Here is a 12606-nt window from a genome sequence, read left to right on the forward strand (position 1 = left end):
TGGTACAACGCCTCACGTCTTATGGCAGGCTGATCGTAATGCTCGCGATTCTTGGTGCCAGCCTGATGATATCGAAGTAAGCGCCGAGCACTTCATTGCTGTGCCGGGCGAGCAGCCATCCGAGAACCCCGTAAGTGACCAAGCCGAGACAAGCTAGTGCGGCGCCGATCACCCATAGCGGAAGTTCGGATCTCAACATGTGCTTCACCTGGTCGGGTGATTTCCAGTGCGGAGCGAATTGGGGGCGCTTGCCCTTCAGGTGAGTGATCTCCTTGTCGAGTGTGGCGATAAGATAGTTCAGTTTTTCCTTGCTCTCGAGTGCATATTTGCCCTGGAAGCCGGTCAGAAGACACATGTAAAACACCTCCAGGGTCTGGACGCTTGCCTGGCCGCGATGTCGCACGGCTTCGAGCTCCTTGTAGAAATTCTCTCCGGCCAACTGATCACCAAACAGGGTCAATTGCAGCGGTGCCTGCTCCCAGATCTCCCGAATAGCCATTTCTGACGACAGGATGGTTTCGTCAACGGCGGCACAAAATGCATACTTCGCTGCGTAGATGTCATCGATTGCCACGTTCATGCGTCGTGCATTGCGTTCGAAATTATCGAGAAGTCGACATACCTGCGCGGAAAACTGATTCGGGTCCGCCGGAAAGTAGCGGTTACGCATCAAAAGCAGCAGGTAAAAGCCCTCATGCATCAAGTCTGCCAGCGACCGTGTTGCAGGTGCGGGAGTCGAATGCGCAGGCATATCCTCAAACAGGGAGGGAGCATGGGAAATCGTATTCTGTATCAATGCATCAGTCATTATTGTGTCACCGCGAACAATTCGAGTCTGATATTGTTGAAGCCGGCAGGCGCGTAGACCATCACGGAGGCGGACGCGATCATGCGCTCATAGATTGTTCCGTGAGGGTCGAGCGAAAAGTAATAGCATCCCGGGCGTACCGGTATGGATGGCGGTACCTGCGGCGCGGACATCAGCCGCACACCTGGCATGGCTGAGGAGACCATTCTGTCCACGTCATCCGGTGCTCCCACTTTGATGCGTAACGGGATGGCTTCCACTAATTCTGCAGGGGGCATGTCGGCGGTGACGCAAAGGTAGAACGATGCACCGCTTGTGACTTTTTCGGAGTCGAGACGACCGAGATGGAAGGCGGGTTTTACCTCGGACAGCGGGATCGAGAAGTAGCGCGACGAAATCACGGTGTCGATCAATTCCCGGATGATCCTGTCAAGTCTTGCGAATTCAGGGCCAGGGCTTGAATGATTGTATATCGGCAGGTCAGACAGGCTGAACGCCTTGGAGAAGGTCAGCAGTTGACCGGCCAGCTTCAGGAGTTCATGGAACAGCCGTTCCGGATGGAGCGCAGGGTGATGGAACAGATGTGCCAGCGAGGCGTAAGCCGTGTTGACCGTATGGAGGAGCCAGAACGAAGCCACATCGCCAGACCGGAATTCGAGCACATTAAGTGAAGGTTCGCGATGATGGCCATAGAGCGCCTGCGCCTTGGCCTGGAGGATCTCCAGCAGCCGACGCATCATCAGAAAGACCGGCGAGGATGAACGAATTGTCAGAATGGGCGGAACAAAGCTGGTATCGAGTTCATAGGAGCCTGAACTTCCTGTACGCACCCGGGCGATCGGCATGGAGACATACTGCTCGCGATTGTCGTGTTCGGAAAGCAGGCGCAAGGATTTCTTCAGAATTGTCAGCTCCGATTCGATCGCATTCGTGTAAAGGTCAGGCGCAGATTCCTCGTCTTGGCGGTAACGAAATGCCTGTCCGATGGGTGCGTGTTGTGTCGAGAAATTCGGCCCGAAATCCCGGAGATAGGGCAGTCCGACGTAAATGACTGTGCCGTTCGCCATGTTCTCGATACCGGCAAGATTGAGCGCCTCCGGCAATTCGTCGCAGGCTGGCGCGCGAATCATCTCGCCATCAGGCAGGACGCCGCTGATCGCAGTGAGCCGCAGAATGCCTGATGTGATGGCATCCATATCGAATTCCAGCTCTCGCACCCCCCATAAATAGGGATGGGCCATGTGGCCGAATTCAGCCAGTCGTGACTCGTGATAGAGGTCTTGCCGCTGGAAGTGTTGAGGCCGCAAGAACAGGCCTTCGCCCCAAAGGATTTTTGCTAGACGGTTCATGATTCACACGATTGATCTGTTACGGTTAAGCCTCAATTACAGCCGGTCGATACCGGCAAGGCTGCATTGGCCGACGAAATTCCGATTGGTGCCGCGCTTGTTGCCGACATCGCGCAGGCATGCAGGCCAAGCACGACTCCGGAGCGCGACTTCAGGCGCGGCAAACGCATAGCGCCAGTGCTGCGCCCGCGGCGAGCGAAAGAGAGCTACCACACCAAAATACCTTGCTTCTCCCTCGAGCTTTTCAGTGATTTCCAGCGTTTGTCCCGGGGACAGGACCAGCTCCCGAGTCCCCACGAGATCGTCGCCCATATCCTGTTTTTCCTTTTCCAGGTTCCCGTAGTTCGCATAGGGCATGGCCATAAAGACGTGCTCGGCTCGCAAGTGGTAAAGCCTGATTACCGTCGCCAGTCCTCGCCCGTCGTCTCCGGCATTCAGATCGGGCGCGGCTTCCATCCTCATTTGAATCGTCAAGGAGGTCTGCGACGCAGATGTTCCTGGACGATTCACGCCGATAGAGCCCAATGCGGCCTCTGCCATCTTTTCCGCAGCCTGGTGGACGGCCGTGCTGCATCCGGCAATAGCCACGCACGCTGTAGCCAACGCAAGTATGCGGACCAAAGGTTGCCGTTCAGTGCGGTCGGCAATTGTTCTTTGCATGGGGCGGTTTTGTGGTCAGGAATCTCCTGCCAGCCCTAAGCAGTTAGCCGTGCTCACAGAAAAATATCAAAAAACAATTGAAAAAATAACAATAAGTCAGTTAGTATAGCCGACTGTTGCAATAATGTTAATTATTAATGCGCTAAGTCCGCGGGAGATGATGCGATGGCGGCAAGGTTTGTCGGCCATCCGTCAGTTCTGATGCGGAATGCGCGGGAATTTTCTTTTTTGCCGAGGAGATCCAATGTCCTATGGAAAATCTTGCACATTTCGACGCACCACACGAGCCTTGAGCCTGAGCCTTGGTGGAGCGTTGGTATGCCTATCCCTTCTTTCCGGCTGCGCAACAACTGGCGCTGATGACGCGCCAAAGGCGAACGTCGACATACTTTACAAAGATGCAGATGCCGCGCTCGCAGCGGGGCAGACTGACAAGGCGATCGGCCTGTGGAACCAGGCTGCGAGGGAGAATCCGACCAGTGCCGTGCCATGGATGAAGATGGCTAACGCCTGGTTTGAACAGAATAACTATCCGTCTGCGATTGTCGCCGCAAACGAGGCCATGCAACGGGACGAATCGAATCAGGATGTGAAGAGCGTCCTCGTTGTGGCTGGTCTTCGTGTTGCAGCGAAGGCGGTTGCCGGACTGCGGCCAAATGGAGCCGTCAACATGAACGCGCGCGCCGAAGCCGAGAAGCTCACCAATTCCTTGCGGGAAGTGCTTGGCGAAAAAGTTCTTGTTCCGCCTGCTACCGCCGACGCAAGGCCTACTCCGGCAGCGCGTATAAGACTGCATTCGCGCGCGCATGGGGCATCAAAGACCTCCAAATCTCATCAAAGCGAGTCGAGCAACGGCTCCGCGGACCCTTTCAAGTCATTGAAATAGCGGCCTGCAAGTCCACACGTTTCTGATACCACTCATCAAAGGAAAACACCTATGTCCAAGAAAGAAAGCGTGCAGAAGAAGCTACAGCGTGTCCGGCCGCCGCGCGTCCAGCTCACCTACGACGTTGAGATCGGCGACGCAATCGAACAGAAGGAGATTCCGTTCGTCGTCGGCGTCATGGGGGACTTTTCAGGGAATTCCGCCACACCCTTGCCTAAATTAAAGGATCGAAAGTTTGTCAGCATCGATGTGGAGAATTTTGATGATGTCATGAAGGGGGTCGAGCCTCGTGCTGCGTATAGCGTAAAGAACACCCTGAGCGAGACAGGTGGTGAACTCGCCGTCGATATCAAATTCAGGTCGATCGACGATTTCCGGCCTGAGGCTGTGGTTCAGCAGGTTGAGCCATTGCGAAAACTTCTTGAAGCACGCAGCAAGCTGTCCGATTTGCGTAACAAGCTGGCCAGCAACGACAAGCTGGAAGATGTGCTGAGCGAGGTCCTGTCGAATACCGAAAGCCTGCAGCGGCTAGGCAAAGAAACGCAACGCGGAGAGGACTGACATGGAAATGCAAGCACAGGCCAAGGAAGCGCCGACCTTCGGCGAAGTCGGGGCGAGCCTGCTCGACAGGGTTGTCGACGAGAGCCGGGTGGCGCGTTCCGATTCGGAAAGAGCGCGTGCAAGAGACCTGATTGCGGAACTGGTTGCACAAATCGTCGACGGTACAGTCGCCATCTCCAGCAATCTGTCGGCAACGCTCGACGCTCGCATCGCGGAACTTGATGACCTGATTTCCGGACAGCTTAATGAAGTCCTGCATGCACCCGAATTTCAGAAGATGGAGAGTTGCTGGCGCGGCCTTCATTACCTCTGCAAGCACTCGGTAACCGGTGAAACGCTCAAGGTCAAGATGTTGAATGCATCGAAGAGGGACTTGGTGCGTGATTTTAATAATGCGATCGATTTCGATCAGAGCGCATTATTCAAGAAAGTGTACGAGGAGGAGTTCGGCACCTTCGGCGGGGCACCATTCGGTGCGCTGATTGGCGATTACGAAATCACTCGCCAGCCCGAAGACATGTACCTGATAGAACAAATGTCGCATGTTGCTGCGGCATCGCACGCACCGTTCATTTCTGCGGCGTCACCTGAACTACTCGGGCTGGATTCATTTTCCGACCTTGGAAAACCGCGCGACCTCGCAAAGATCTTCGACACACTGGAATACGCAAAGTGGAAGTCGTTCCGTGATTCCGAAGATGCGCGGTATGTCGGCCTGACAACCCCGCGCTTTCTGGGGCGTATGCCATACCATCCGAAGGAAGGAACCGTAGTCGAAGAGTTCAATGTCGTCGAGGATGTCGATGGCACGAACCACGGCAAGTACCTCTGGATCAATGCGGTCTATGCATTTGCTGCACGCCTCACCAATGCCTTCGAAAATTTCGGCTGGTGTGCCGCTATCCGTGGCGTGGAGGGTGGCGGTCTTGTCGAGGATCTGCCGACGCATACGTTCAAGACGGACGATGGCGAAATTGCGCTCAAGTGTCCGACAGAGATCGCCATTACCGACCGCAGGGAAAAGGAGTTGAGCGATCTTGGATTCATCCCGCTGGTGCATTGCAAGAATACCGACTATGCCGCGTTTTTTGGCGCCCAGTCGGTGCAACGCGCAAAAAAATACAACACGGACTCGGCAAACGCGAACGCTGTGCTGTCGACGCAGCTGCAATATGTCTTCGCGTCATGCCGAATCGCCCATTACCTGAAGTCGATGATGCGCGACAAGATCGGCAGCTTTACGGCGGCCTCCGGTGTCGAGCAGTTTCTCAATAACTGGCTGGCGCAGTACGTCGTCATGGACGACTCTGCTTCCCAGGAAGTCAAGGCGCAGTATCCGTTGCGGGAAGCGTCTGTCCAAGTATCGGAAGTGCCGGGGCGGCCCGGCGTTTACCGCGCCGTGACATTCCTCCGTCCACATTTCCAGCTGGATGAACTAAGTGTTTCCTTACGTCTTGTCGCCGAGCTTCCGCAGTCGGCGAAGGCGTAGCTTTACCTGCAGTGATGAAAAGACCAACCAAGCACGTCAGCGTGCACATTTTTAGGAGTGATGAAGCATGAAAGATATCTACCTGAAGTTCGACGGAGGCGATACCAAAATCGAAGGTGAGTCGCGTGATGACGGCCATCCGAAATGGCTCGAGGCACTGTCCTGGAGCCACCTGATCCGCCAGCCGAAATCCGCGACAGCGAGCACTTCCGGCGGCCATACGGCGGAACGCTGCGAACATGGCGACATGGTATTCGTGAAGGATATCGATTCGACCAGCCCGTCGTTATGGCTCGCATGCAGCCAGGGCGATACCTACAACAAGGTGACGATCGAGTTCATGCGCGCTAGTGGGAAGGATAAGGTCAAGTATCTGGAAATTGTTCTGAACCACGTCATTATTTCGTCGGTTACGCCATCGGTCGGAGGCGAGGGATTGCCGACAGAGACCATCGCCCTGAAGTACGCCTCGGTGAAATGGACCTATACCGTTCAAGGCATTGATGGCAAGAAGGGTGGCAGCAATCCGCAAATGTGGAGCCTGTCGAAGAACAAGGCGACCGAGGCAGTGTAATGGCCTGACGATCTCCTTTATGTACTTGCGGCGTCGAAAGTGCGCCGCCACTTTTTTGTATCGTTGACGCTATAAGCGGCCGTGGTCACATGCCAATCGATCTGCATCCGAAAGCCAGGTATCGTCCAGCCTTGCTCGAACGTCTCTCGGACAGTGCACCGCATCTCCCCTCGGACAGTCATCCGGTCAGGCTCATCACGGTCGATGAACTGAAAGATTCGGTAGCGCAGGATCTTGAGGCGCTATTGAATTGCAGATGTGTTCACGACGAGGACAGTTTTCGGCGTTTCCCGGAAGTGTTGAAATCGATTGGCAGCTACGGGATGGGAGATTTTGTCGGCCTGAGCCTCGCAAATCCGGCGGATCGCAATCATATCTGCCGATCGCTGGAGCGCACCATAGCGATTCATGAACGTCGCCTGACGCAGGTGCGTGTTTTACTCGAAGTTGACAGCGTTGCTGTCAACCGGCTTCATTTTGCGATCCACGCACTACTGGTGGTGCATCCTTCGGCCGAGCCGGTATTTTTCGATGCCCTGCTTCAGCCATCGTCGCTTCAATATTCCGTCAGCAAGGCCCGGCGCATTGTTCCTTTCTGAAAAGCCATGGATACCTTGTTACCGTATTACGAGCGTGAACTCACTTTCTTGCGCAAGCAGTCGAGTGAATTCGCGCGTCGCTTTCCCAAGGTTGCGAGCCGGCTTTTGCTCTCGGGTGAAACCTGCGAGGATCCTCATGTCGAACGCCTTGTCGAATCCTTCGCATTCCTTTCTGCTCGCATCCACAAGAAGCTGGATGATCAATATCCCGAATTTACAGACTCATTGCTTCAGGTGCTCTGTCCGCAGTACCTCAGACCATTTCCCTCAGTATCGATTGCGCATTTCGACACCGCTTCCGTTGCTGCGAGACTCGCTGGGGCAGTACGTATTCCGAGGCATACGACACTTGTCACGCGTCCGGTGCGAGGGATACCGTGCCGTTTCAGAACAGCATACGATGTGACTATCTGGCCGATTAGCGTCGTCAGTGCGGCCTATGAAACTGTCTTGGACGTCTCTGGGCTGAGCAGCTATGCTGCGCGCATGGCCAGTTCGGCGATTCGGTTTGATCTTGCCGTATCGGGGGAGTGCGGTGGGTTCGGCACGCTTGCTGTCGAGAGGCTGAGATTCTTTCTCAACGGCGACCCGGCCATCGTCGCACGGATACGCGAAGCGCTGTTCTCGCACGCGGTCGGCCTCTGGGTAATCTTGCCTGAAACGGGGCAGAAGCTTGAGCTTCCGCTTTCCGCGATCATTCCCGTCGGATTTGCAGATGAGGAGATGCTGCTTGACGCAGAGGTACGCTCACATCCGGCAGGTCAACTGATGCTTGAATATTTTTCCTTCCCGGAGAAATTCAATTTCTTTGACCTCGATCTTCGTGCGTTGAAAGGGAAAATACCGCAGCAGGGCCGTAGGTTGGAAGTTCGTGTGGGGCTCGGCAAATCCGAGGACCGATGCTTTCCGATCAATTTTCTGGCGCGAGTCGACAAGGATAATTTCGTTCTCGGATGCACTCCGGTTGTCAATCTGTTCCAGCAGGCTCCGGAGCCAATCCGTGTGACGGGAACCGAAACGTCGTACCCGCTCATTGTCGACAGCAGGCGTCCCTACGCCTACGAAGTCTACGAAATCAAACGGGTGTTCAGGGTCAGGAAGGACCTGGACGGCGATCATGTGAACGAATTCCATCCGTTTTTCTCTATCCGGCACGGCGATGCACATGACAGCCCTGCACATTACTGGCATGCGTCCTATCTCGGGAGTGAAAGCGCCGACAGCCATACCATGGAGCTGTCCCTGGTCGATTCGTCGATGAGCCCGCAGCGCGAGGAGACAAATACACTGAGCCTCGAGCTAATGTGCACTAATCGCGACCTGCCATCCCAATTGCCATTCGGGCTGCAGGAAGGTGATTTGTTCATCGACGGTGGATCTGTTGCGAAGGCGATTCGTTTGCTGCGCAAACCGACGCCGAGTTACCGATTCCGGTCCGGGCATGGTGCGCAATGGCGTCTCATTTCTCAGCTGTCACTGAACCATCTGGGTTTGTCAGGGCAAGGTGTGGAGGCCATCAAGGAGATTTTGACCTTGCACGATATAACACAGGCGGCCACCAACAGCAGGCAGATCAGCGGTATCACCGCGATCGATCATCGGGCTACGACAGCGCGCATTGCCGGCGATCCGTTTCCAAGCTTTGTGCGGGGTGTAGAGGTTCGCGTGAGCCTGGATGAAACACATTATGCAGGAGTCGGCCTGTTTACGTTCGCGCAGGTCCTGGATCGCTTCTTCGGGCTCTTCGTGCATGCCAACAGTTTCAGCCAGTTGACATTGGTCTCCAGACAAACAGGACAGGAACTGATCAAATGCCCCGCGAGAAACGGCGCCGCCATACTAGCCTGATCCAGAGCTTGCGCGAGGAACCATACCGGTTCGAATTCTTTCAGGCGGTGCGATTGCTTCTCATGCTGCATCGCGCGCAGTCAGGCAAGCCGGATGCGCACCTGCTCGGGCAAATCATTCGTTTCCGGAGTTCGGCTGCGTTGGCGTTCCCCCCGAGTGAAATTGAGTCCATTGACTTTGACTGGCCCGAGACACATGCCGGCGACAGTGACGGGGATTCTTGCTTACCTTGTCGGGATACACATGCAGGTATCTTTAAGCCAGTAACGATTACGCCGGCATTCATTGGGTTGACCGGTCCATTAGGGGTCTTGCCGCGACACTACACACAATATGTGGCAGACAGAGAAATTCATCACCGCGACGTTGCCGCCCGGGCATTCTTTGACATTTTTTCTTCACGGTCGATTGCCTTGTTTTATGAGGCCTGGCAAAAGTACCGACCACATTTGCACTACGAAGCAGAAGGCAAAACCGGCTTTTTACCGCTGGTGGCAAGTCTGGCCGGCCTTGGATTTGCCGGCGTTCGGGATCGACTGAAGGAGGATGGCAGCGGCATTTCTGACGAATCGTTGGCGTTCTACGCCTCTGCATTGCGCCAGCGACCACGCTCGGCGACGTGGTTCTCGCGGGTCGTTTCAGACTATTTTCGCGTGACCTGCAATATTGACCAATTTATCGGGCAATGGTTCGAATTGCCCGCCCATGAACTGACCCGTCTCGGGGCGGCAAATTGTGATCTGGGACGGACTACGTTCTGTGGCGGACGGATATGGGACCGGCAAACCAAGTTGCGACTGACACTCGGCCCAATGCAGCGCAAACAGTTTGACGACTTCCTGCCTGGCGGTGCGGCGCAAATGAATCTCGCCCGTTTGCTTCGCCTCATGCTCGGCATCACATTTGACTGTGAAGTCAGATTGGTGCTGGACAAAAGAGATGTCACTCCCGCACGCCTTGAAACAAGGCAAGACGGCACAAGGCTGGGCTGGAACAGTTGGTTCACGAAGCACGGCACTCGCTCGGATTCCCGCGATGTGGCATACCTGATCAAGGTTTCTGATCACGTTTAATTAACCACCAATACCTGAAAATGAACGCGAACCTGAAAGTACTTATTAGCAAACTGGACTCCACCTGCAAGAAAGCAGCAGAACAGGCGGTCAGCCATTGTGTATCGCGAGGCCAGTATGAGGTCGATCTGGAACACCTGTTTCTGGCCTTGCTTGATAACAGGGGAAGCGACTTTGCACTTCTTTGCCGGCACTATGACATCAGCCCGGCAGCGCTGGAGAGGGATTTGGTGAACGAAATTGCGGGATTCAAATCAGGTAATGCACGCACTCCTGTATTTTCCGCTCATCTGCCGAAACTTTTCGAGCATGCCTGGCTGTTCGCTTCGCTTGATAGCCAGGGCACGCGAATTCGCAGCGCTCATCTCCTGCTGACGCTGCTGACTGAGCCGGAACTGTCGCAACTGGCATTCCGCGGTTCGAATCAGTTTGCGCGATTTTCAATAGAGGACCTCAAGCACAAGTTGGCCGAACTGACTTCTGATTTTCCAGAAGCCATTGAGGCGAAGGATTTCGTACCTGGCCCGGATATCGGCGATCCGGCAGTGGCCATGCGAGAGAGCTACCCCGTAGGAAAAACAGGAACACCGGCACTCGATCAGTTCACCACGAATCTGACCGAGCATGCTCGTACTGGAAAGATCGATCCCGTCATCGGTCGTGATGCCGAGATCCGGCTGGCTATCGATATCCTGATGCGTCGGCGTCAGAATAACCCGATCCTAACTGGCGAAGCAGGTGTCGGGAAGACAGCAGTTGTCGAAGGACTGGCGCAGCGGATAGCGGACGGGGACGTGCCAGCTTCTCTGCACGGCGTCGAGTTGCATGTGCTGGACCTCGGTTTGCTGCAGGCGGGAGCGAGCGTCAAGGGAGAATTCGAGAATCGCCTTCGGAATGTCATTGATGAAGTCAAACGCAGCCCTCACCCGATCATTCTGTTCATCGATGAAGCCCACAACATGATCGGTGCCGGCGGCACGGCAGGCCAGAATGATGCAGCGAACCTATTGAAGCCGGCGCTCGCGCGCGGCGAGTTGCGAACAATTGCAGCGACGACGTGGAGTGAATACAAGAAATACTTTGAACGGGACGCGGCGCTGGCCCGGCGCTTTCAGGTGATATGCGTGGAAGAGCCATCCGAAGAGATCGCCTGTGCCATGCTCCGCGGCCTCGCGAGCCGGATGGAGCAGCACTTCAAGGTTCGAGTACTGGATGAAGCGGTTACCGCAGCAGTCAGGCTCTCCGCGCGTTACATCACCGGCAGGCAATTACCTGACAAGGCCATCAGCATTCTTGACACTGCGTGTGCACGTGTCGCGCTCGGCAACTCTTCGACACCGGCCGTCGTCGAGGACGGACGTCGCGCGGTGTCCTGCCTGTCTGAGGAAATCAGGGTGCTGGAGAAAGAGGTCGCAAGCGGCAGATTCCATGCGCACAGGCTGGAGGAATTGCGCAGCCAGCGAGAGGCTGTTCAAGCACAGCTAAGGTTGGATGAAGAACGTTGGCAAAGAGAGTTGGTGCTGGTCAGGCAGGCCCAGGATTTGGGCCGGCAACTGGAAGACGACAAGCAGGATGATGCCAGCTACACGGCACCATCGATGGACTCCGTCGGGATGCCGGAGGACATCGACAATCGCGTGGAAAAAGGATCGGATTTCGCCAATGCCGCTCGCTTGCAGGAGCTTGCCGAACGGCGCCAGGCGCTTTCCATCCTGCAGGGGGAAAAGCCCTTGGTCCCGGTCTGCGTCGATCGTCAGGCCGTGGGTGAAATTGTGGCGGCATGGACCGGCATACCGATCGGGAAAATGGTGAGCGACGAAATCAGAACAGTCCTTGACCTCAAACCATTGCTCGAACAACGTGTGATCGGGCAAGCGCATGCCCTGGACCAGGTCGCTCAGCGCATTCGTACTGCGCGCGCCAACCTGGAGGACCCCGACAAGCCCAAGGGCGTGTTCCTGTTCGTCGGCCCATCCGGAGTCGGCAAGACCGAAACCGCGCTTGCACTCGCCGACATCCTGTTCGGCGGAGAACGCAACCTGATAACGATCAACATGTCCGAATACCAGGAGGCACATTCGGTCGCCGGACTGAAAGGGGCGCCACCGGGCTACGTCGGCTACGGCGAGGGTGGTGTGCTGACGGAGGCGGTGCGCCGGAAGCCCTACAGCGTGATCTTGTTGGACGAAGTGGAGAAGGCACATCCGGATGTGCTGGAGTTGTTTTTCCAGGTGTTTGACAAGGGACTGATGGATGATGCGGAAGGGCGCCAAATCGATTTCAGGAATGCGGTGATCATCCTGACCTCCAACGTCGCGTCACCGAGCATCATGCAGGCTTGCCTGAACAAGGGGCAGGATGAATTGCCGGATCCAGAGAGCCTGTGCGAGCTGATTCGCCCGTATCTGTACAAGGCGTTCAAGCCGGCATTCCTTGGGCGCACGAAAGTCGTTCCCTACTATCCGCTACCGGATTCAATACTTTCCGACATCATTCGCCTGAAACTGGAACGCATCAGAAGGAGAGTCGAACAGAATCACAAGGCAGATCTTGCATATAGCCGGGATGTGGTGGACGCAGTGCTTGCGCGATGTACTGAGGTCGACTCGGGCGCGCGCAATGTCGATCACATCCTGAATGGCACGATGCTCCCCGAAATCGCCCAAACGCTTCTCGCGCGCATGGCGGAGGGGAAGACAATCAGGTCGGTCAGGATCGGCGTGAGCAGGGAAAAGCAATTTATCTACAAAGTAAATTGA

Annotated in this window: 11 protein-coding genes; 8 read left to right on the forward strand and 3 right to left on the reverse strand. The window is 55.6% G+C overall.

Features of this window, described 5'->3' with window-relative positions:
• Window positions 1–19: 19 nt before the first annotated feature.
• The 3 genes from icmH to tssJ are packed head-to-tail and all read right to left on the reverse strand — an operon-like array spanning window position 20 to window position 2817.
• Window positions 20–781, reverse strand: a complete 762-nt coding sequence (gene icmH / locus VJ698_RS06100; protein ID WP_414691124.1) for a type IVB secretion system protein IcmH/DotU — start codon at window positions 779–781, stop codon at window positions 20–22.
• A 26-nt stretch (window positions 782–807) separates the two neighbouring features.
• On the reverse strand, window positions 808–2157 hold the full coding sequence (gene tssK, locus VJ698_RS06105) for a type VI secretion system baseplate subunit TssK (RefSeq protein WP_324101828.1): 1350 nt from the start codon (window positions 2155–2157) through the stop codon (window positions 808–810).
• 36 nt (window positions 2158–2193) lie between these two features.
• Window positions 2194–2817: a type VI secretion system lipoprotein TssJ gene (tssJ, locus tag VJ698_RS06110; RefSeq protein WP_324101829.1), complete on the reverse strand. Its 624-nt coding sequence runs from the start codon at window positions 2815–2817 to the stop codon at window positions 2194–2196.
• 244 nt (window positions 2818–3061) lie between these two features.
• On the opposite strand from tssJ, the gene VJ698_RS06115 reads away from it, so the two are divergent.
• The 8 genes from VJ698_RS06115 (at window position 3062) to tssH (ending at window position 12606) form a co-directional block, all read left to right on the forward strand.
• Window positions 3062–3703, forward strand: coding sequence for a tetratricopeptide repeat protein (locus VJ698_RS06115; RefSeq protein WP_324101830.1), 642 nt, complete (start codon window positions 3062–3064; stop codon window positions 3701–3703).
• Window positions 3704–3754: 51 nt separating this feature from the next.
• Entirely contained in the window at window positions 3755–4264 is a 510-nt protein-coding gene (gene tssB, locus VJ698_RS06120; RefSeq protein ID WP_324101831.1) for a type VI secretion system contractile sheath small subunit, read from the forward strand.
• Window position 4265: 1 nt separating this feature from the next.
• A complete protein-coding gene (tssC, locus tag VJ698_RS06125) occupies window positions 4266–5753 on the forward strand; it encodes a type VI secretion system contractile sheath large subunit (RefSeq protein ID WP_324101832.1) in 1488 nt (495 codons plus the stop codon).
• A gap of 67 nt (window positions 5754–5820) precedes the next feature.
• The gene (locus VJ698_RS06130; protein ID WP_324101833.1) at window positions 5821–6327 is read left to right on the forward strand and encodes a type VI secretion system tube protein Hcp; all 507 of its coding nucleotides are present in this window, start codon (window positions 5821–5823) and stop codon (window positions 6325–6327) included.
• An 89-nt stretch (window positions 6328–6416) separates the two neighbouring features.
• Window positions 6417–6926: a type VI secretion system baseplate subunit TssE gene (gene tssE, locus VJ698_RS06135; protein WP_324101834.1), complete on the forward strand. Its 510-nt coding sequence runs from the start codon at window positions 6417–6419 to the stop codon at window positions 6924–6926.
• Window positions 6927–6932: 6 nt separating this feature from the next.
• On the forward strand, window positions 6933–8774 hold the full coding sequence (gene tssF, locus VJ698_RS06140; protein ID WP_324101835.1) for a type VI secretion system baseplate subunit TssF: 1842 nt from the start codon (window positions 6933–6935) through the stop codon (window positions 8772–8774).
• Complete coding sequence (tssG, locus tag VJ698_RS06145; RefSeq protein ID WP_324101836.1) at window positions 8738–9847, forward strand: type VI secretion system baseplate subunit TssG; 1110 nt, start codon at window positions 8738–8740, stop codon at window positions 9845–9847. The genes tssF and tssG overlap by 37 nt, the downstream gene beginning before the upstream one ends.
• A 20-nt stretch (window positions 9848–9867) precedes the next feature.
• Window positions 9868–12606: a type VI secretion system ATPase TssH gene (gene tssH, locus VJ698_RS06150; protein ID WP_324101838.1), complete on the forward strand. Its 2739-nt coding sequence runs from the start codon at window positions 9868–9870 to the stop codon at window positions 12604–12606.

The sequence above is a fragment of the Noviherbaspirillum sp. genome (genome assembly GCF_035254685.1).
GTDB lineage: Bacteria > Pseudomonadota > Gammaproteobacteria > Burkholderiales > Burkholderiaceae_D > Noviherbaspirillum.

Coding starts and splice junctions, on each gene's coding strand:
- tssK (WP_324101828.1), bottom strand. CDS start 2,157: ATGAACCGTCTAGCAAAAATCCTTTGGGGCGAAGGCCTGTTCTTGCGG.
- tssJ (WP_324101829.1), bottom strand. CDS start 2,817: ATGCAAAGAACAATTGCCGACCGCACTGAACGGCAACCTTTGGTCCGC.
- VJ698_RS06115 (WP_324101830.1), top strand. CDS start 3,062: ATGTCCTATGGAAAATCTTGCACATTTCGACGCACCACACGAGCCTTG.
- tssB (WP_324101831.1), top strand. CDS start 3,755: ATGTCCAAGAAAGAAAGCGTGCAGAAGAAGCTACAGCGTGTCCGGCCG.
- tssC (WP_324101832.1), top strand. CDS start 4,266: ATGGAAATGCAAGCACAGGCCAAGGAAGCGCCGACCTTCGGCGAAGTC.
- VJ698_RS06130 (WP_324101833.1), top strand. CDS start 5,821: ATGAAAGATATCTACCTGAAGTTCGACGGAGGCGATACCAAAATCGAA.
- tssE (WP_324101834.1), top strand. CDS start 6,417: ATGCCAATCGATCTGCATCCGAAAGCCAGGTATCGTCCAGCCTTGCTC.
- tssF (WP_324101835.1), top strand. CDS start 6,933: ATGGATACCTTGTTACCGTATTACGAGCGTGAACTCACTTTCTTGCGC.
- tssG (WP_324101836.1), top strand. CDS start 8,738: ATGCCCCGCGAGAAACGGCGCCGCCATACTAGCCTGATCCAGAGCTTG.
- tssH (WP_324101838.1), top strand. CDS start 9,868: ATGAACGCGAACCTGAAAGTACTTATTAGCAAACTGGACTCCACCTGC.